The organism is Streptomyces sp. NPDC002853 (assembly GCF_053591915.1).
This window is the reverse complement of record NZ_JBSFUS010000006.1, coordinates 146,766-165,631: the sequence shown is the minus strand read 5'-3', so window position 1 is coordinate 165,631 and position 18,866 is coordinate 146,766. Positions and strand designations below refer to the sequence as shown.

Annotated in this window: 15 protein-coding genes; 4 read left to right on the top strand and 11 right to left on the bottom strand. The window is 71.8% G+C overall.

Features of this window, described 5'->3' with window-relative positions:
• Nucleotides 1–59 precede the first annotated feature (59 nt).
• The 4 genes from ACWD02_RS17945 to ACWD02_RS17930 all read left to right on the top strand — a co-directional run bounded on the left by ACWD02_RS17945 (nt 60) and on the right by ACWD02_RS17930 (nt 2,115).
• On the top strand, nt 60–389 hold the full coding sequence (locus ACWD02_RS17945) for an ArsR/SmtB family transcription factor (RefSeq protein WP_363209915.1): 330 nt from the start codon (nt 60–62) through the stop codon (nt 387–389).
• Nucleotides 389–628, top strand: a complete 240-nt coding sequence (locus ACWD02_RS17940; RefSeq protein ID WP_451211149.1) for a hypothetical protein — start codon at nt 389–391, stop codon at nt 626–628. The genes ACWD02_RS17945 and ACWD02_RS17940 overlap by 1 nt, the downstream gene beginning before the upstream one ends.
• 141 nt (nt 629–769) lie before the next feature.
• Entirely contained in the window at nt 770–1,438 is a 669-nt protein-coding gene (locus ACWD02_RS17935; protein ID WP_451211146.1) for a potassium channel family protein, read from the top strand.
• Nucleotides 1,438–2,115 carry a potassium channel family protein gene (locus ACWD02_RS17930; protein WP_363209917.1) on the top strand — a complete coding sequence of 226 codons (678 nt, stop codon included), beginning with the start codon at nt 1,438–1,440 and terminating at the stop codon, nt 2,113–2,115. Before ACWD02_RS17935 ends, ACWD02_RS17930 begins: the two co-directional genes overlap by 1 nt.
• Nucleotides 2,116–2,243: 128 nt before the next feature.
• On the opposite strand, the gene ACWD02_RS17925 is transcribed toward ACWD02_RS17930, so the two are convergent.
• The 11 genes from ACWD02_RS17925 to kdpB all read right to left on the bottom strand — a co-directional run bounded on the left by ACWD02_RS17925 (nt 2,244) and on the right by kdpB (nt 18,836).
• Complete coding sequence (locus ACWD02_RS17925) at nt 2,244–2,978, bottom strand: DUF3159 domain-containing protein (protein ID WP_451211142.1); 735 nt, start codon at nt 2,976–2,978, stop codon at nt 2,244–2,246.
• Nucleotides 2,979–2,981: 3 nt separating this feature from the next.
• Nucleotides 2,982–3,380, bottom strand: a complete 399-nt coding sequence (locus ACWD02_RS17920; protein ID WP_160507673.1) for an OB-fold nucleic acid binding domain-containing protein — start codon at nt 3,378–3,380, stop codon at nt 2,982–2,984.
• 89 nt (nt 3,381–3,469) lie between these two features.
• Nucleotides 3,470–4,153 carry a response regulator gene (locus tag ACWD02_RS17915; RefSeq protein ID WP_451212030.1) on the bottom strand — a complete coding sequence of 228 codons (684 nt, stop codon included), beginning with the start codon at nt 4,151–4,153 and terminating at the stop codon, nt 3,470–3,472.
• A 44-nt stretch (nt 4,154–4,197) separates the two neighbouring features.
• Complete coding sequence (locus tag ACWD02_RS17910) at nt 4,198–6,744, bottom strand: ATP-binding protein (protein ID WP_451211140.1); 2,547 nt, start codon at nt 6,742–6,744, stop codon at nt 4,198–4,200.
• Between the two features lie 129 nt (nt 6,745–6,873).
• Nucleotides 6,874–7,554 (bottom strand): ABC transporter ATP-binding protein, encoded by a 681-nt coding sequence (locus tag ACWD02_RS17905; protein ID WP_451211137.1) that lies wholly within the window; start codon nt 7,552–7,554, stop codon nt 6,874–6,876.
• A 76-nt stretch (nt 7,555–7,630) separates the two neighbouring features.
• Entirely contained in the window at nt 7,631–8,857 is a 1,227-nt protein-coding gene (locus ACWD02_RS17900) for an alginate lyase family protein (protein WP_451211135.1), read from the bottom strand.
• A gap of 99 nt (nt 8,858–8,956) precedes the next feature.
• Nucleotides 8,957–9,877, bottom strand: coding sequence for an ABC transporter ATP-binding protein (locus tag ACWD02_RS17895; RefSeq protein ID WP_451211132.1), 921 nt, complete (start codon nt 9,875–9,877; stop codon nt 8,957–8,959).
• Nucleotides 9,870–12,620 (bottom strand): hypothetical protein, encoded by a 2,751-nt coding sequence (locus tag ACWD02_RS17890; protein WP_451211129.1) that lies wholly within the window; start codon nt 12,618–12,620, stop codon nt 9,870–9,872. The genes ACWD02_RS17895 and ACWD02_RS17890 overlap by 8 nt, the downstream gene beginning before the upstream one ends.
• The gene (locus ACWD02_RS17885) at nt 12,617–15,868 is read right to left on the bottom strand and encodes an FtsX-like permease family protein (protein ID WP_451211126.1); all 3,252 of its coding nucleotides are present in this window, start codon (nt 15,866–15,868) and stop codon (nt 12,617–12,619) included. Before ACWD02_RS17885 ends, ACWD02_RS17890 begins: the two co-directional genes overlap by 4 nt.
• Before the next feature lie 134 nt (nt 15,869–16,002).
• Nucleotides 16,003–16,683: a potassium-transporting ATPase subunit C gene (locus ACWD02_RS17880; protein ID WP_451212027.1), complete on the bottom strand. Its 681-nt coding sequence runs from the start codon at nt 16,681–16,683 to the stop codon at nt 16,003–16,005.
• Between the two features lie 29 nt (nt 16,684–16,712).
• Nucleotides 16,713–18,836, bottom strand: a complete 2,124-nt coding sequence (gene kdpB / locus ACWD02_RS17875; RefSeq protein ID WP_451211123.1) for a potassium-transporting ATPase subunit KdpB — start codon at nt 18,834–18,836, stop codon at nt 16,713–16,715.
• Between the last annotated feature and the right edge of the window lie 30 nt (nt 18,837–18,866).

The following is an 18,866-nucleotide window of genomic DNA, read 5'->3' as shown; positions in this document are numbered from 1 at the left end:
GCGTAAGTCTTGGCTGACAGGTTTGGGGACCAGCGAGAACACCAGTGAGAAGGCGGGCCATGGACAGCGAAGAGCTGCTCGCCTTCCTCTCCGCGGTCGGCCATGCCCAACGCATCCGGATCATCACCGAGCTCGCCCCGGGACAGCTGTACGTCAGCGAACTGGCGCGGCGGCTCGGCGTCTCCCGGCCCCTGCTCTACATGCACCTCGAACGCCTGGAGAAGGCCGGTCTCGTCGTCGGCCGCCTGGAACTCTCCGACGACGGCAAGGCGCTCAAGTACTTCGAACTGGCGCCGTTCGACGTGCGCCTGAACGTGGACACGATCCTCGCGGCCGTCCGGGAGGACGCGTCCGACGAGGCAGGACAGCACTCACCTGAGGGGTCTTAATGGACGACGTGATCATCCCGGTCGCCTTCTTCCTGATACTCGCCGGCGCGGTCGTGGCGGTCGCCTACTTCCAGTCGCAGCGCAACCGCGAGCGCGACCGCCAGTGGGCCGAGGCGATGGAGCAGTACCGCGAGGTCGTCGAACGTGCCAGGTCCGAGCAGGAAGCGGCGCGGCTGCAGCTCGTCGAGCTCAGCTACCGGCTCAAGAACGTCGAGGGCCTGCTGCGCAGCGTGGACTGAGATCGCACCCGCCCCGGCGAGTACCGGCAGGTGCACGGGGGTGCCCTCCGCGGACCGTGCGTGTGTAGCTTGGGCGTCGGTCTGAGACGCTTTTACCGTTCAGCCTGAGCAAAAAGTATTGACACAGCCGGAAGGACGGGCGTGCACATCGTCATCATGGGCTGCGGGAGAGTCGGATCCGCTCTCGCGCAAACCCTGGAACAACAGGGGCACACGGTCGCCGTGATCGACCAGGACCCCACCGCCTTCCGCCGTCTGGGCTCCGGCTTCGGCGGCCGTCGCGTCACCGGCATCGGCTTCGACCAGGACACCCTGCGCGAGGCCGGCGTCGAAGAGGCGGGCGCCTTCGCCGCGGTCAGCAGCGGCGACAACTCGAACATCATCGCCGCCCGCGTGGCCCGCGAGATGTTCGGCATCGAGAACGTCGCCGCCCGCATCTACGACCCGCGCCGCGCCGAGGTCTACCAGCGCCTCGGCATCCCCACCGTCGCCACGGTTCGCTGGACCGCCGACCAGATGCTGCGCAGGCTGCTGCCCTCCGGGGCCGAGCCGCTGTGGCGCGACCCCACCGGCGGCGTACAGCTCGCCGAGGTGCACGCGTCCGCGTCCTGGATCGGCCACAAGATCAGTCAGCTCCAGGAGGAGACCGGCGTCCGCGTGGCCTTCCTCACCCGGCTGGGCGAGGCGGTCCTGCCGACCTCGCAGACGGTGCTCCAGGAGGGCGACCTGGTGCACGTGATGATGCGCACCGACGAGGTCGAGAAGGTCGAAGCGGCGTTCGCCGAAGGCCCCGAGGAAGGCGGTCACTGATGAGGGTCGCCATTGCCGGAGCAGGCGCGGTGGGACGTTCCATCGCCGGTGAGCTCCTGGAGAACGGGCACGAGATTCTGCTCATCGACAAGGCGCCGACGGCCATCTCGGTCGAGCGCGTACCGCAGGCCGAATGGCTGCTTGCCGACGCCTGCGAGATCACCTCGCTCGACGAGGCGGCGCTCCAGCGCTGCAACGTGGTGATCGCCGCGACCGGCGACGACAAGGTCAACCTCGTCGTCTCGCTGCTCGCGAAGACCGAGTACGGCGTCCCGCGGGTCGTCGCCCGGGTGAACAACCCCAAGAACGAATGGCTCTTCAACGAGTCCTGGGGCGTCGACGTCGCGGTCTCGACCCCGCGTCTGATGTCCGCGCTCGTCGAGGAGGCGGTCAGCGTCGGTGATCTCGTACGCCTGCTGCGCTTCAGCCACGGCGACGCGAACCTCGTCGAGCTGACCCTGCCGCCCGAGTCGGCGCTGGCGGGCACGACCGTCGGCGACGTCCAGTGGCCCCAGGACACCTCGCTCGTGACGATCATCCGCGGGACGCGCGTCCTCGCGCCGACCCCGGACGACTCCCTGGAGGCGGGCGACGAGCTCCTCTTCGTGGCGGCCCAGGCCCGCGAGGAGCAGCTGGAGGACCTGCTGTCGGTGCGGAAGGAAGACGCGGCCAGCTAGCCGGTGACGCGCCCCGAAGGGGCGCGGGGAACTGCGCGACCAGCCACGACGAACCCGCCGTGTTCTACGTAGAGGGGGGGCGCCCGGAAACTTCCGGGCGCCCCCCCTCTACGTGCAGCAAGCGCTGCTCAGGCCTCGCGGCCGCGCGCCGCGGTCTTGCGCTCTTCCTCGGCCTTCTCCGCGGCCTCCATCTCGGCGAACACGTCGATCGGCGGCGGAGCCTTCGCCAGGAAGACCCAGGTCAGCCAGACGGCGAGCAGGAAGGGCGGGATCTTCAGGGCGATCAGGACCCAGCCGAACTGGGTCGTGTCCGCCCACCAGTAGAGCGGGAAGAGGATCGCGCACTTGGCGAGCAGGATCAGGCCCCAGGCCCAACTGGCCTTGGTGTACGCCTTCTTGCGTCCCGGGTTGCGGGTCCGCCAGGAGAGGTTCTCCTTGAAGACCGGGCCGAGGATCAGGCCGATCAGCGGGACGCCCGCGATGGCCGTGATGATGTAGGCGAGGGCGAGGCCCAGGGTGTAGAGCATGCCCGGCAGGTAGAAGTCCTTGGCGTTGCCGGTCATCATCGCGAAGACGACACCGAAGGCGACCCCGAAGACACCGCTGAAGGCGTGCTTGACGGTGTCCTTCGTGATCAGACGGACCGCCACGAGCACCAGGGACACCGCGAGGGCCGCGATGGCCGACATGTGCAGGTCCTTGTTGATCGTGAAGATCGTCACGAAGAGGAGGCCGGGGAGGACGGTCTCCACCATGCCCCGCACGCCGCCGAAGGCCTCGAAGAGCGCGGCCTCGGTAACGGCCCTGGAATCGGCGTCCTGATCCGTGCTTCCTTGGTCCGTCGGCTTGTCGAGGGACGTCACCGGCTACTCCCGTCCGAGGGGTCTGAGTTCGTATTTCGGGTTGAAGAGCACCCGGCGGCCCCGGCTCATCGAGATCCGGCCGGACGCGATCAGTCTGCGCCCCGGCTCTATCCCCACGATGGAGCGCCTGCCGAGCCACACCACGTCCAGAGCCGCGGAGCCGTCGAACAGCTCCGCCTCCAGGGCGGGAACGCCGGCGCGTGGCCGCAGGGTGACCGTGCGCAAGGTACCAGTAACCGTGACTATCTGGCGGTCGTGGCAGTCTCCGATACGGGTGCATCCAGCCGTCTCGGCATCCTCGCGCAGCTCCTCCGACTCCAGATCCTCCTGGGAGGAGGACAGCCGGTCGAGCATGCGCCGGAAACGGCCTGCCGGCTTCTCGGAACCAGGAACAGCACTCATACAGGAAGCGTACCGGGGGTCGCCGACAGCGCCGCAATGGGTGCGCTCATCTGTGCTTATGCCCGCTCAGCCCCGACCCGACCCTTGACTCATCGCTCGAACCTGTAACCCATTCCCGGCTCGGTGATGAAGTGCCGCGGATGGGCGGGGTCCGCCTCCAGCTTGCGGCGCAGTTGCGCCATGTAGACGCGCAGGTAGTTCGTCTCCGTACCGTACGAAGGGCCCCACACCTCCTGGAGCAGCTGCTTCTGGCTGACCAGGCGGCCGGTGTTGCGCACGAGGACTTCCAGGAGGTGCCACTCGGTGGGCGTCAGGCGCACGTCTCGCCCGTCGCGGTTGACCTTCTTGGCGGCCAGGTCGACCGTGAAGTCCTCCGTGTCCACCATCACCTCGTCCTCGCCCGCTCCGGTGGGCTCGGCCCTGCGGATGGAGGCCCTCAGGCGGGCCAGGAGCTCGTCCATGCCGAACGGCTTGGTGACGTAGTCGTCGGCGCCCGCGTCGAGCGCCTCGACCTTCTCGTCCGAGCTGTGCCGCGCGGAGAGCACCAGGATCGGGACGCGCGTCCAGCCGCGCAGGCCCCTGATGACCTCGACCCCGTCCATGTCGGGCAGACCGAGGTCGAGCACGATCACGTCGGGGTGGCGAGCGGCGGCGAGCTGGAGCGCGGTGGCCCCGTCCGGGGCCGCGTCCACGTCGTACTTGCGCGCCTTCAGGTTGATCACGAGGGCGCGTACGATCTGCGGCTCGTCGTCGACCACGAGCACCCGGGTCATCCGTACCTGCCTTTCGGGCTTGTGGGTCTTTTCGGTGGCGGCGGTCATGAGACGGCCTGGGCGGAGAGGTCGGGCAGCGCCGGCGGTCCGCCCGCCGCCGCCCGCAGGGTGAGGACCATGGTGAGGCCGCCGCCGGGGGTGTCCTCGGCCTCCAGCGTGCCGCCCATGGACTCCACGAAGCCGCGGGCGACCGCGAGGCCCAGGCCCACGCCCGCGCCGCGCGGAGCGTCACCGTAGCGCTGAAAGGGCTCGAAGATGCGGTCCTTGGCGGCATCGGGGACGCCGGGGCCGCGGTCCACGACACGCAGTTCGACCCGGTCGCCGAGCGTGCTCGCGGAGACCAGGACCGGTTCGGCGGCGCGGCTGTACTTGACCGCGTTCTCGACGATGTTGGCGACCGCGCGCTCCAGGAGGCCCTTGTCCACGGAGACCATGGGCAGCGTCTCGGGGATGTCGAGGTCCGCGCTGCCGTCGGGGACGCCGCCGAGCGCCATCGGGACGACCTCGTCGAGGTCGATCGCGCGGATCAGCGGCGTGACGGTGCCGGTCTGCAGCCGTGACATGTCCAGGAGGTTGCCGACCAGGTGGTCCAGGCGGTCGGCGCCGTCCTCGATGCCTTCGAGGAGCTCGGCCTGGTCCTCCTCGGACCAGGCCACGTCGTCGGAGCGCAGGGAGGTGACGGCGGCCTTGATGCCCGCGAGGGGCGTACGCAGGTCGTGGCTGACGGCGGCGAGCAGCGCGGTGCGGATGCGGTTGCCCTCGGCGAGGGTGCGGGCCTGCTGTGCCTCGTCCCGCAGGCGCTGGCGGTCCAGGACCACCGCGGCCTGCGCGGCGAACGCGGCGAGCACCCTGCGGTCCTCGGCGGGCAGCACCCGGCCGGAAAGGGCGAGCGCCATGTGGTCGCCGACCGGCATGTCCACGTCCGCGTCCTCCGGGCGCTCCAGCGTGCGCCCCTCGCCGACCCGGCCCGCGCAGGTCCAGGGGGCGACGTCACTGGCACGCTCCAGGAGGGCCACCGAGTCCATGCTGAAGGTCTCGCGCACCCGTTCCAGGAGCGCGTCGAGCGAGGTCTCGCCGCGCAGCACGCTGCCCGCGAGGAAGGAGAGTATCTCCGACTCCGCGCGCAGCCTCGCGGCCTGGTGGGTGCGGCGGGCGGCGAGGTCCACGACGGAGGCGACGGAGATCGCGACGCCCACGAAGACGATGATCGCGACGATGTTCTTGGAGTCGGAGATCGTCCACAGGTGCCGCGGCGGCGTGAAGTAGTAGTTCAGGAGCAGCGAGCCGAACGCCGCCGAGGCCAGGGCCGGCAGGAGACCGCCGAGCAGCGCGGCGGCGACGGTGAGCGTCAGGAACAGCAGCATGTCGTTGGCGAGGCCCAGGTCGGCGTCGACATGGGTGAGGAGCAGCGTCAGGAGCGCCGGGCCGCCCACGCCCACCAGCCAGCCCCAGATGCTCCGGGACCGGCCGAGCCGTGCCCCGCGCGCCACGGGCAGGCCGCGGCCCTTGGCGACCTCGTCGTGCGTGACGATGTGGACGTCCAGGTCGGGGCCCGAGTCGCGGGCCACCGTCGCGCCGACGCCGGGTCCGAAGATGTACTGCCAGGTCTTGCGCCGCGAGGAGCCGAGGACGATCTGGGTGGCGTTGACGCCGCGGGCGAAGTCGAGCAGCGCGGCCGGTATGTCGTCGCCGATGACGTGGTGGAAGGTGCCGCCCAGGTCCTCCACCAGGGTGCGCTGGACCGCGAGCTCCTTGGGCGAGGCCGCGGTCAGGCCGTCGCTGCGGGCGATGTAGACGGCGAGGATCTCGCTGCCGGAGCCCTTGGCCGCCATCCGTGACGCACGGCGGATCAGCGTGCGGCCCTCGGGACCGCCGGTGAGCCCGACGGCTATGCGCTCGCGGGCCTGCCAGGTGGAGCGGATGTCGTGCTCGCCGCGGTACTGCTGGAGGTATTCGTCGACCCGGTCGGCGACCCAGAGGAGCGCGAGCTCGCGCAGGGCGGTGAGGTTGCCGGGCCGGAAGTAGTTGGAGAGGGCAGCGTCGACCCGGTCGGGCTTGTAGATGTTGCCGTGGGCCATGCGGCGGCGCAGCGCCTGTGGCGACATGTCGACGAGCTCGATCTGGTCCGCGCGCCGCACCACTTCGTCCGGCACGGTCTCGCGCTGGCGTACGCCGGTGATCGACTCGACGACGTCGCCGAGGGACTCCAGGTGCTGGATGTTCACGGTCGAGACGACGTCGATGCCCGCGGTGAGGAGTTCCTCGACGTCCTGCCAGCGCTTGGCGTTGCGCGAGCCGGGGACGTTCGTGTGCGCAAGTTCGTCCACGAGGGCGACGGCGGGCGCGCGCTCCAGGACGGCGTCGACGTCCATCTCGGTGAAGTGGGTGCCGCGGTGGTCGAGCTCCTTGCGGGGCACCTGCTCCAGGCCGTGCAGCATGACCTCGGTGCGCGGCCTGTCGTGGTGCTCCACGAAGGCCACCACGCAGTCGGTGCCGCGCTCGATGCGGCGGTGCGCCTCGGACAGCATCGCGTACGTCTTGCCGACGCCCGGTGCCGAACCGAGGTATATCCGAAGCTTGCCGCGTGCCATGGCCCCATTGTCTTCCCGAAACCGCTGTGTTCGCAGAGTCGACCTTACGGCCAACATTTCCCGCATAACGGACGAAGGTGCGCCCGGGGGCGCACCTTGACACAACCCTGATGTGGCGGGCCGCGGGGATCAGGGCCGGACGATCTCGCCGTCGCGCAGTTCCAGGACCCGGTCGGCGAGGTCGAGCAGTGCCGCGTCGTGCGTGGCCACCAGGGTGGTGACGCCCTCGCCGCGCACGACGGCGCGCAGCAGCTCCATCACGGCGAGCCCGGTCTCGGCGTCCAGTTGCCCGGTGGGTTCGTCCGCGATGAGCAGGGAGGGCTTGTTGGCGAGGGCGCGGGCGATCGCCACGCGCTGCTGCTGTCCTCCGGAGAGCTCGCCCGGCCGCTGCTCGGCGTGATCGGACAGACCGACGAGGGCGAGCAGCAGCGCGACACGCTCCTCGCGCGCGCGGGGGTCGGTCTTTCGGAGCCGGAGGGGTACGCCGACGTTCTCGGCGGCGGTGAGGATCGGGATGAGCCCGAAGGACTGGAAGATGAAGCCGACGCGGTCGCGGCGCAGCTCCAGGAGGCCGTCCTCGCCGAGTCCCGCGAGTCCGAGTCCTTCTACGGTGATCTTGCCCGCGTCCGGGGTGTCGAGCCCGCCGACGAGGTTGAGCAAGGTGGTCTTGCCGGACCCCGACCGCCCCTTCAGGGCGACCAGCTCACCGCGCGGGACGGAGAAGGAGACGCCGCGCAGGGCGTGCACGGCGGACGCGCCGCCGCCGTACGTCCGGTGCAGGTCCTCGACGACGATCGCGCGCTCGGTCATGCCCACTCCCCCTGTGCGGCCCTGCGGGGCCGGGCGCCAGTATGGTCAGCGCGCGCCCGGCCCAACAAGGTCCGTGTCAGCGCGGGTTGGCCGCGTGGGTCAGGGTCTCCCAGGCGACGAACAGGTTGTTGGAACCTGCCGGGCGGTTCCTCTCGGTGAGCTTCTGGGTGTTGGTCATGGCGTGACCGAGGCGGTCGTGGAGCGCGTTGTAACCCACCTCGGTGACGGGGCCGAAGCCCCGGTGGACCGAGCCGCCGCACAGCGAGCTCGGCGGCGCCTCGCCCAGTTCGTACTTGGCGTGGAAGCCGAGCCCCTGGCGCAGCCGCTCGCCGACGTCCGTCTGGTAGAGGTCTTCGCCCTGGATGCGGCTGGTCTCGGCGACATGGGAGATCGCGGAGAGCCCGTATCCGGTGTGGGTGAAGTCGCGGCACGTCTCCTGGGAGAGCCCGGTGATGAAGGTGCCCTGTCCCTGCCAGTACTTGACGATCTTGGCGCGGGTGTCCAGGTTCTGGCTGGGCACGGTCTTGGGCAGTGCGCCGTCGGAGGCGAGATAGACGTACGCGGCGGTGCGGGTGCGGAACTTCGCCATCGCCTTGTCGTAGGACCCCTTGTCCTCGATGAAGACGGAGATGCCGATGGCGGCCTCCATCATCGACAGCTCCCAGTTGCCGTTGGAGTTGGAGCCGTTGATGATCTCGGGCAGATAGACGGTGCGCAGCATCGTGGCGAAGCGGCCCGAGTTGTTCCAGCCGCCGGTGTACGTGTGCTTGATGATCTCGGCGGCCCTGGGCCAGGTTGATCCCGCCCAGCCGGTCTGCAGCGGGGCGTTGCTGTTGGTGTGGTCCTTGATCGTGCCGGACCAGGCGTCCATCAGCTCGATGGACTTCTTCGCGTAGCGCTCGTCACGGGTGAGGTACCAGGCGAGGGCCGTGGTGTACGCGGCTATCGCGTCCTCGCGCTCGTCGGTGCACCCGTAGTTGGGGTTCGAGTAGGAGCCGCACTCGACGACCGCGCGGGGCTTCGGCGTGCGCGACAGGGAGGCGTACTTGCTGCCCATCATCTGGTCGTAGGCGCCCTTCCAGGGCTGGGCGCCGGCGTTGACCTTCTCCCTGGTGAAGTCCAGCTGGCCGCGGGAGACGGTGACTCCGGGGTGCGCGAAGGTGCTCGGCGCGGCGTCGGCGCGCTCGGCGCCGGGCCAGGCCAGGAGGGCGGCGACCAGGGCGGTCACCACGGTGGCGAGGGTCGCGAGGACTGCCGTGCGGGGTCTGCGGTGGTGGCGCACGGGTGTGGGGGTGTCAGCCATGCGAAGGGCCATCCATTCTCGTATGTGAACTTCAAGTGCCTTTCTGAACACGCGTGTTGGGCCGTGACCATAGGTACGGACCTGACTTCCGTCAAGGCTTCAGGCAGGGGGCGAGGTCGGATCCGGCCCTTCGCCCCAGACGCCGATGTGGTCCGGCTCCTCCGTGAGCCGTACGCGCCCGCGCAGCCCATAGCGCTCCACATAGTCGCGCGGCAGCTGCAACCGCCCGGCCCGGTCCAGAACCGTGAACTCCTCGCCCGCACCGCCCCGTTCACGCAGCGTCTCCGTGGCCGTGCGGCCGTCCCGGATGCGTACCGTGCGGCGGACCTGGCCGGAGACGAGCGGGTCGTGCGTGACCACCAGGACGGTCGCCCCGAGTTCCTCGTTCGCGCGGCGGAGGGCGGCGAACACCTCCTCGCCACTGGCCGTGTCCAGCTCTCCGGTGGGCTCGTCGGCGAGCAGCACCCGCGGGGAGTTGGCGGTGGCGACCGCCACGGCGACGCGCTGCTGCTCGCCGCCGGAGAGCTCGGCGGGCCGCCGCGCGCCGCAGTACGCGACGCCAAGCACGTCGAGCAGTTCGGCGGCCCGCGCCGCGCGTTCGCGACGGGGCACGCGCGCGTACCTCATCGGCAGCGCGACGTTCTCCAGTGCACTGAGGTAGGGCAGCAGATTGCGCCCGGTCTGCTGCCACACGAAGCCGACGGTGTTCCTGCGGTAGCCCAGGCGCTCGCGGCGTCCCATGGAGAGCAGGTCGTGCCCGGCGACCCGGGCCCGGCCGGCGGTCGGCAGATCGAGCCCGGAGAGGATCGACAGGAGGGTGGACTTGCCGGACCCGGACGCGCCCACGAGCGCCACGCACTCCCCCTCCCCGACCACCAGGTCGAGCCCCTGGAGGGCCTGCACCTCCACCTTCTCGGTGCGGTAGACACGTACGAGGTTGTCGCAGACGACAAGGCCCTCGTCCTCCGCGGGACGGCGCGCGGCGTTCGCGCGGGCCTCCAGATCGGCGAGCTCAGTCATCGTTCCTCCCCAGTCGCAGCACTGCTCCGAGTCCCCTTCGCCGCCCCAGCCACGTCTCCACACCCACCGCCACGGCCACCAGGGCGAAGGTCCCGGCGGCCAGAACCGCGGTGAACAGAGCGTCGGTCCGCAGGGCGGGCGCGGTGGGTCCGCCGGTGAACACCCGCAGGTCGAGGGCGGGGCCGAGCAACCCGGGCAGGGTCAGACCGAGCGCGACGCCCCCGGCCACTGCCGCGAGGACCATGGGCAGCAGCTGGAGCAGATGCAGCCCGGCGGTGGCACGCCCGCCGAGCCCCAGCGTGCGCAGCCGGGCGGCGGTGCTGCCGCGGGCGGGCGCGGACAGCAGGAGTTCCAGGACGAGGGCGAGCAGCGCGAGGAACACGGCCACGGCGGTGCAGGCGGTGTGCGCGACGGTCATGGCCGCGATCAGACCGTCCTCCCCGGCCTCGGACTGTTCCTCGGTGCGGATCCGCAGCTCTCCGGTGGCGGCGCCCGGCGCGGTGCGCGGGACGACCGAGCGCAGCTCACCGGTGTCCAGATGCGGGCCGTACAGGAGAAGGGCGGACTCCTCGAACTCGCTCGCGGCGAAGGCCTTGAGGTCCCGGTTGTCGGCGAGCAGGAGGTGGTCCCTCGCCTCGGTGGAGGAGCGTACGGGGCCCAGGGCGGGGTCGCCTCGCACGGCCTCGGGGAGGGTGCCCACGACGCGCAGGCGGCGCTCCTTGCCGTGGAGGGTGATGGTCAGCAGGTCCCCCGCGTGGGCGGCGTCGGCGAGCACACGGATGTCGCGCCCGTCGCCCTTGGCCCCGCCCCCGCTGAGACCGGCGTCCCGCAGCGCGCGAGCCGCCGCCGAACTCCCCGCGGCGGACCGCAGTTCCGTGCCGTCGACGCCCACCAGGCTCGCGATCCCGTACCGCCCGCCGTCCGTGGCGCTCACCGGATCGACCCGCAGCTGTCGCACCGCCACCGTCTCCCGCACGCCACGCGCGCGTGCCAGGCGCCCCGCGGTGTCCGGGTCGCGCCCCGCTCCCAGGAAGGAGGCATCGGCGCCCACCCGCCAGGCGGCGGTGTCCCGCCGCCCCTCCGTGAGCGTCTGGGCGACCAGGCCGCCGAACACGGCACCGGCCAGCGTCACCACCAGGACGAGCAGCGCGAGCGCCCGCGCGGGGGCCTCCTTGGCGGCGCCACGGAGCGCGACGAGGGCCACGGCTCCGCGTCCACGGGCGGCTCGGCGGGCGACGAGGCGTACCGGCCACGGGTAGAGGCGCACCAGCACCACGACCGTGGCGAGCCCCAGGAGTACGGGGACGGCGGCGAGCAGGGGGTCGCCGCTCGCCCCGCCCGCCGTCCCGCGGGCCCGCAGCGCGAGGACGCCCGCCACAGCGACGGCCACCACACTCACCTCGGCGACGACGCGGCGCCCGCGGCTCGCCCCCTCGTCCCGCAGCAGGGCCCGGTCGCGGACGGCCCACCAGGTCAGCAGGGGCAGCACCAGCCACGCGCCCAGGGCGACGAGCAGCCCTCGCCCGTACGCCGCCGACGGCCCCGGCAGCACCGAGGCGGCCGCGCACCCGCCCACGAACCCCAGCAGCACGGCCGGCGCGGTCACCGCTCCGCGCCCCAGGGCGATCCCCGGGGCCGACGCCCCACGCGCGCGTCGCAGCCGGTGGACGCCGAGGCACCGGCGTACGGAGAGCAGCGCGCCGACGACCACCGTGGCGAGCCCCACCGCCGTCACCGAGGCGAGCGCGAAGGAGATCACGACGCTGCCCTGCCGCCACTGCGCCTGGAACTCCTCCAGGGTGTCCGGCAGTTCGGTGGCGGTCTCCGACTCGGCCGCCGGGTGGGCACCGAAGGCGCAGTACATGCCGCCGCCGACCATCCCCACCGCACACGTGACCTGCCGTACGGACTCCGGGTAGCGGAGCATGTGGCGCTCGAAGTCGCGCTGCCCCTGGTCGCCGACGTAGCGCGCGGCGTTCTCGCCGAGGTCGAGGCGCATGCCCCACAGCACGGTGAGGTCGGCCTCGGCCTGGCTCTGCAGCACTTCGACGCCGCGCGGGGCGAGCAGGGCGCCCGCGTACCGCACCGCCCCGCCCCGCGGGTCCTTTCCCGTGCGTGCGAGCAGGGGCTGCTCGCGCCAGAGCCGCCGCTCGCCCTTGGCGGCGTAGAACCCGACGACGCGTGCCGGAGCCTCCGCTATCTCCAACGCACCCGGCCCGAGCCGGAGTTCCTGCCCCAGCCGCAGCTTCAGGGCGTCACGGGTACGGGTGGAGACGGCGATCTCCACGACGCCTCCCCTCGCTGCGGGGGGCCGTCCGGCGGCGTACGCGGAGCGGGGCGGTGCGTCGCTCGCGTACACGAGGGACAGGGTGGTGCCGTCACGGGTGCGTACGCCGGGCAGGGCGATGCGGGTGGAGTCGCGCAGGAGTTCTCCGCGGAGGGCGGCGGGGGCGGCGTTCTCGACGATCTTCGAGTACCGCCGCAGGTCGGCGGCCAGGGTGCTTTCCGCCCCGGGCCGCTGTTCCTCCGGCCCGAACCGCATCCGGTGGGTGATTCCCGGGGCGTCGCGCTGCACCTGCTCGAGCCGGTGCCCCAGCGCGTGCCCCGAAGCAACCTCCAGCAGCCCGGGCGCACCGGCAGCGATGCCGCAGAGCACGAGAACAGCGAGGGCCAGGCCCCCGAGAACCCCCAACTCCCCTCGCACCGCTCCCCTGACCCGCATCAACCCCTCAGGCCCCCTCACGTCTCCTCCCCCGCCCGCAGGACCCGCCCCAGATCCACCCGCCCGAGGACCCTCACCACCCCGCTCACCACCCCGCAGATCACCAGCGTCACCCCGCCCGCCACCGCCCACACCCGCATCCACGGAACCTCGGTGAGCAGTTCCGGGAAGACCGGGGCGCCGGTCGCGTCCACCGTCACCACCGGCATGATCACCGCTGCGAGGCCCGCTCCGAGGAGCGTGCCGAGGAGTGCGGCCACGCCCGCGAGCGCCAGCTGTTCCGTCCAGAGGTACGCGGCGAGTTGGCCCCGGCGTACGCCCAGGGCCCGTAGCAGCGCGAACTCCCGTTCCCTGGACCGCGCCGCGAGCACCGTGTGCAGCGTGAAGGCGATGACGGCGAACGCCGGTGCGAGGGCGAGGCAGAGCCAGAGGCCGCCACGGGCGCCCCGCCGCAGCGGGTCCTCGCCGAGGGCCACGCGCGCGTGCGGCGCGTCCACGGCGGTTCCGAGCCGAGGGCTGTCCCGCACCGCCTCCCACGCGGCGCTCGCGTCACCCCGCGCCGCCCCCGCCCACCACGCGCTCTCCGCCTCCGGCAACGCCCCGCTCAACACCAGCTGGGCCGCCATCGCGCGCGAGTCGGCAAGGAGACGTGGCCGGTCACGCGCCTCGCCCGGCACCGCCTCGACCCGTCCGACGATCTTCAGCCGGGCACTGCCACCCGTACCGCGCCGCACGGTCACGACGTCCCCGACCCGCACCGCCCCGGAGTCAAGCAGCACACGATCGGCGAGCGCGGGCGCCGCGGGGCGCCCCTTGGCGCTGTCCGTGCCGAGCCGGACGCTCCACGTCGGGTACTTGAGCCGCGTGTCGGGCCCCCGAAGCACCGCGTCGAGCAGCACTCCGGCCCCGGGCTCGTCGCCGCACAGCACGGGACCGGGCGCCTCCCCCACCTCCCCGCGCGGCCGCTCGGCCCCGGGGCAACCCGCCCCGTACCGGTCAGGGGCGTCCTCCCTCAGGTCGCGCCAGTCGGCCCTCGGGGTGAGCCCCGGCACCCGGTCGATCCGCAGACGGTAGGTGCGCCGCACGGTCTCGCCCGCCATGCTCAGGTCGATCTGCAGGATCCGTAGGCCACCGCTTCGTACGGGCACCTTCAAAGGAAGGGTCCGAGAGCCGCCTTCTTCAAGAAGAAGGTCACTTGAGTGGACGAGTCCGTCGTCGTCCTCGAAGAAGACCGTCAGCCGCACCGGCACGGCGCGACCGGCCCCGTCGGCCGACAACCGCACCCGCAGCGGGAGTTCCCGCACGGGACGGGCATCGCCCACAGCGAGCCCGTGCGTCGGAATCCCCTTCCCCAGCGGCGCGACAAGGTCCCCGACGGGCCGCTCCGCGAGATCCCCCCGCAGCGAAGGCACCGGCCCACGCCCGGTGTTGACGCCGGTGACGGCCACCGCGTCCTGCCCGATGTACCCCTCCGTGGTCACCACGGGAGTGACCGCGTCGACCCCCGGCAACGCACCGTACGCCGCACGCCGCTCCCCGGCGGGCACGCCCTCCCCTGGTTCGATGCGCAGGTCGGCCCCCACCTGAAAAGCGGCCTGGTCGTGGTCCCCCCGGTCGAGAACGGCGAGGGCGGTGCTGCTCAGGGCCGCGACGGCCAGGGCGAGCGTGACCACCAGGGCGGGCCCCGCGTGCCGGGCCGCGCGCCGCGCGATCTGCCATCCGCCGAGCGGCAGCACGAGCCCCTTGCCACGCCGGGCGAGCGGGTCGACGGCCCGTGTCAGGAAGGGCAGCAGGCGCAACACGAGCAGCGCTGCCGCGGTGGTCATCATCACCGGCGCGAACACGAGCACCGGATCGACACCGTCACCGGTCACCGGAGAGCGGTACTGCCGCAGTTGCAGCCACCCCAGGACGGCCACCGCCCCCAGCACCACATCGGCCCCCACCCGCTGCGCCCCCGCGAACCTGCCCACCCGCAGGCGAAGCCGGCTCACCGCCCGCCGGTCCCGCACCACCCGCAGCGTCGGCAGCAGCACCGCGCACCCGTGCACCACGACGGCGAAGGCGGCGGCCACCCAGGCGGCACCGATCGCGGCGGCGTCCGGCACCCCGCCGTGCAGCACCCCCGCCCCTTCGAGGAGCCGCAGCAGCGGACCCGCGAGGAAGGGCGCGGCCACCCCCGCCGGAAGGGCCACCGCCGCCCACTGCACCCCGGTCGACACCACGAGCCGCCGCGTCCCTGCGCCCCGCGCCGCCAGCAACGCCAGCTCCGGGCGCCTGTGTTCGGCGAGTTGCCGCCCGGTGAGCACCAGGGCCGCGACCGCGAGGGCGGCAAGCAGCGTGGCGGGGACGTAGAGCCCGGCGCGGGCCACGGCGATGGGCGTGGTGAGCCGGTCGAGCGCCCTGCGCAGCCCTGCCGAGACCGTCAGTTCCGCCTCGGGGTCCGTGCCCCGCAGCACCGAGAGCGAGGCATCGCTGCCACCGAACCGCCGGGCCCGCTCGGCCAGCGGACCGATGTCGCCGAGCCGCAGCCCTCGTGCGTCGGGCACGCCCAGCCACAGCGCGCCCGCGTCCTTCGCGAGCCCCGGCCGCGCCGTGAACGCACCGCGTGGCACGAGCGCGATGGAGTCGGGCGTCCCGAACGTACTGCTGAGCCCCGCCCAGACCGCGGGCGCGCGTCCCTCGGTCCCGTAGAGCCCGACGACCCGCATCCGCACCGGACGCCCACCGGCGCCGCGCACGTTCACCGAGTCGCCCGTGCGGACGGCGAGTTCGGCGGCGAACGTCCTGGTCAACGCGGTCTCCACGGGCGCATCGGCCGCGCCGCCCGCACCCGCGCGCGGCCAGCGGCCCGCCACGAGACCGGCGTGCGACCTGGCCCCTTCGAGCGCGATCACGGATATGGTGGCGTCCTCGCGGCGCCGGCCCCCGGCCTCGGTCACGGAGAGCTCGTCGTTGCGGGCCGCCGGTGCCCGCAGCGCGAGCCGGGTCCGATGGGGCACCTCGCCGTAGGTGCGGCCGACCGCGGCGCGTACGTCCGCGTCCACCTTCCGCACGCTGCCGGCGTCGTAGCGCCCGGCGACCTCGACGGCGGCTTCCCGGTCCGCGGTGAGCCGCTGCCGCACCCCGCCCTCTACGGCCTTCTCGGTCAGCGCGGCGAGGGCGGCGAGCACCGTGGCCGCAAGCAGGACGGCAAGCGCGGCTGCCCCGAGCACCATCCCGTGGTACCGGCCGCTCCGCACCACGGCGGGCACGCGCCGTCCGCTCACCGCACCGGTCTCCCCCCGCGTGACCGGCACAGTATGGACGTACGCGATCGTGGCCCGCAATGCTTCGGTCGCCGGACCCGAACCGCCGCGGGCCACAAGGGAGTTGGGGGTAAATCAACTCGTGGCGGCGATGCTCACCTCCCGTCCCCGACAAGCTCCTTCAGCGCCACATTGAGCTGGAGGACATTGACGCGGGGCTCGCCCACGAAGCCGAGGATCCGCCCGTCGGTGTGCTCGTCGACCAGCTTCTCGACCGCGCGCACGGCAAGACCGTTCCTCTCGGCCACTCGGTGGGCCTGAAGTTCCGCGTACTCCGGGGAGATGTGGGGGTCCAGACCCGAGCCGGACGAGGTGACGGCCTCGGCCGGCACGTCCGACGGCCGCACCTTGAAGCCGGCCGTGGAGTTGTCCTTGACCACGGCCGCCTTGGCCGCGCTGACGTTCGCGATCAGGTCCTTGTTGTCGCCGGCCAGGTTCGTCGCGCCCGACAGGATCAGGTCGTACCGGGTGTTCACCCCCGAGTCCTGGTTGGAGCCGAGACCGTTGGACGGCCGGGGCTGGAACCACTTCAGGTCGGGCGCGGCGGTCTCCTGGCCCTTCTTCAGCGGCAGGTCGTACCGCTGCCCTATGAGTTCGGAGCCGACGACCTCGCCCCCGCTCCTGATCTCGGAGCCGTTGGCCTTGTCGTGGAACAGGCCCTGGGCGATTCCGGTGACGGCGAGCGGATAGATGACACCGCAGATCACGGTCAGCACGAGCAGGGCACGCAGACCCGCGCCAAGCAGCCGTGCCGTACTTCCGACGGAGTTGTTCATGACGATCAGCACGCTTTCAGCGGAGAGAACTACAGCCCGGGGATGAGGGAGATGACCATGTCGATGATTTTGATGCCGACGAACGGGGCGACGAGACCGCCGAGTCCGTAGACGCCGAGGTTGCGCCGCAGCATCCTGTCCGCGCTCATCGGCCGGTAGCGCACGCCCTTCAGGGCCAGCGGCACCAGGGCGACGATGATCAGCGCGTTGAAGACGACGGCCGACAAAATCGCTGACTCCGGAGAGGACAGGTTCATGATGTTGAGCTTGTCGAGACCGGGATACACCACGGCGAACATGGCGGGGATGATCGCGAAGTACTTCGCGACGTCGTTGGCGATCGAGAAGGTCGTCAACGCGCCCCTGGTGATCAGGAGTTGCTTGCCGATCTCGACGATCTCGATGAGCTTGGTGGGGTTGGAGTCCAGGTCCACCATGTTCCCGGCCTCCTTGGCGGCCGAGGTACCGGTGTTCATGGCCACGCCCACGTCCGCCTGGGCCAGCGCGGGTGCGTCGTTCGTGCCGTCACCGGTCATCGCGACGAGCTTGCCGCCCGCCTGCTCCCGCTTGATCAGCGCCATCTTGTCCTCGGGCGTGGCCTCGGCGAGGAAGTCGTCCACGCCCGCCTCGTCCGCGATGGCCTTGGCGGTCAGCGGGTTGTCACCGGTGATCATGACCGTCTTGATGCCCATGCGCCGCAGCTCGTCGAACCGCTCCCGCATGCCTTCCTTGACGACGTCCTTCAGGTGGATGACGCCGAGGACACGGGCCCCCTTCTCGTCGTCGGCGGCGACCAGGAGGGGTGTGCCACCGGCCTGCGAGATCGTGTCGGTGAGGGCCTGGGTGTCCTCGGAGACCGTGCCGCCGTTCCGCGTGACCCACGCGACGACCGAACCGGCCGCCCCCTTGCGGACCTTGCGGCCCGCGCCGCCCTCGACGAGGTCGACGCCCGACATCCGCGTCTGCGCCGTGAAGGCGACCCACTCGGCGCCCTCCAACTCCCCCTGGTGACGCTCGCGAAGCCCGTACCTCTCCTTCGCCAGTACGACGACGGAGCGCCCCTCGGGCGTCTCGTCGGCCAGTGACGAGAGCTGTGCGGCGTCCGCGAGCTCGGCCTCGGTCGTCCCGCGTACCGGCACGAACTCGGCGGCCTGCCGGTTGCCGAGCGTGATCGTGCCCGTCTTGTCGAGCAGCAGCGTCGAGACGTCACCCGCGGCCTCGACCGCCCTTCCGGACATGGCCAGTACGTTGCGCTGGACCAGGCGGTCCATGCCCGCGATGCCGATCGCGGAGAGCAGCGCGCCGATGGTCGTGGGGATCAGGCAGACCAGGAGCGCGGCAAGGACGATCATGGACTGCTCGGCACCGGCGTACACGGCGAACGGCTGGAGCGTGACGACCGCGAGCAGGAAGACGATGGTGAGGGACGCGAGAAGGATGTTGAGGGCGATCTCGTTGGGCGTCTTCTGCCGGGCCGCTCCCTCGACCAGGTTGATCATGCGGTCGATGAAGGTCTCGCCGGGCTTCGTCGTGATCTTGACGACGATGCGGTCGGAGAGGACCTTCGTGCCGCCTGTGACGGCGGACCTGTCGCCGCCCGACTCCCGGATCACCGGGGCCGATTCACCGGTGATCGCCGACTCGTCGACGCTCGCGACACCGTCGACGACGTCTCCGTCGCCGGGGATCACGTCGCCCGCCTCACAGATGACCAGGTCGCCGATGCGCAGCGCGGTGCCGGGCACCTGCTCCTCGGCCGTGCCGTTCAGGCGGCGCGCGACCGTGTCGGTCTTGGCCTTGCGCAGCGTGTCCGCCTGCGCCTTGCCGCGGCCCTCGGCCACCGCCTCCGCCAGGTTGGCGAAGATCGTGGTCAGCCAGAGCCACACCGCGATCGCCCAGCCGAACCAGTCCCCCGGGTCCTTGACCGCGAGGACAGTGGTGATCACCGAGCCGACGAGCACCACGAACATGACGGGCGACTTGACCATCACCCGCGGATCGAGTTTCCGCACGGCGTCCGGGAAGGACTTCCAAAGCTGCTTGGGGTCGAACAGGCCGCCGCCGACGCGGCCGGCGTCCTGGCCGTCCTTGCCGTCCTTGTGCCCGCCGGGCACGTCCTGGTGCGGGGCACGGGTGGGGGTAGCGGTGGACATGGAGCTGGGCTCCTCTGGCTTCTTCGTGTA

Bases quoted from the DNA above. Each gene is read 5' to 3' on its own strand.
- ACWD02_RS17880 (WP_451212027.1), bottom strand. From the start codon at position 16,683: ATGAACAACTCCGTCGGAAGTACGGCACGGCTGCTTGGCGCGGGTCTG.
- ACWD02_RS17905 (WP_451211137.1), bottom strand. From the start codon at position 7,554: ATGACCGAGCGCGCGATCGTCGTCGAGGACCTGCACCGGACGTACGGC.
- ACWD02_RS17895 (WP_451211132.1), bottom strand. From the start codon at position 9,877: ATGACTGAGCTCGCCGATCTGGAGGCCCGCGCGAACGCCGCGCGCCGT.
- ACWD02_RS17940 (WP_451211149.1), top strand. From the start codon at position 389: ATGGACGACGTGATCATCCCGGTCGCCTTCTTCCTGATACTCGCCGGC.
- ACWD02_RS17930 (WP_363209917.1), top strand. From the start codon at position 1,438: ATGAGGGTCGCCATTGCCGGAGCAGGCGCGGTGGGACGTTCCATCGCC.
- ACWD02_RS17900 (WP_451211135.1), bottom strand. From the start codon at position 8,857: ATGGCTGACACCCCCACACCCGTGCGCCACCACCGCAGACCCCGCACG.
- ACWD02_RS17915 (WP_451212030.1), bottom strand. From the start codon at position 4,153: ATGACCCGGGTGCTCGTGGTCGACGACGAGCCGCAGATCGTACGCGCC.
- ACWD02_RS17910 (WP_451211140.1), bottom strand. From the start codon at position 6,744: ATGGCACGCGGCAAGCTTCGGATATACCTCGGTTCGGCACCGGGCGTC.
- ACWD02_RS17920 (WP_160507673.1), bottom strand. From the start codon at position 3,380: ATGAGTGCTGTTCCTGGTTCCGAGAAGCCGGCAGGCCGTTTCCGGCGC.
- ACWD02_RS17945 (WP_363209915.1), top strand. From the start codon at position 60: ATGGACAGCGAAGAGCTGCTCGCCTTCCTCTCCGCGGTCGGCCATGCC.
- kdpB (WP_451211123.1), bottom strand. From the start codon at position 18,836: ATGTCCACCGCTACCCCCACCCGTGCCCCGCACCAGGACGTGCCCGGC.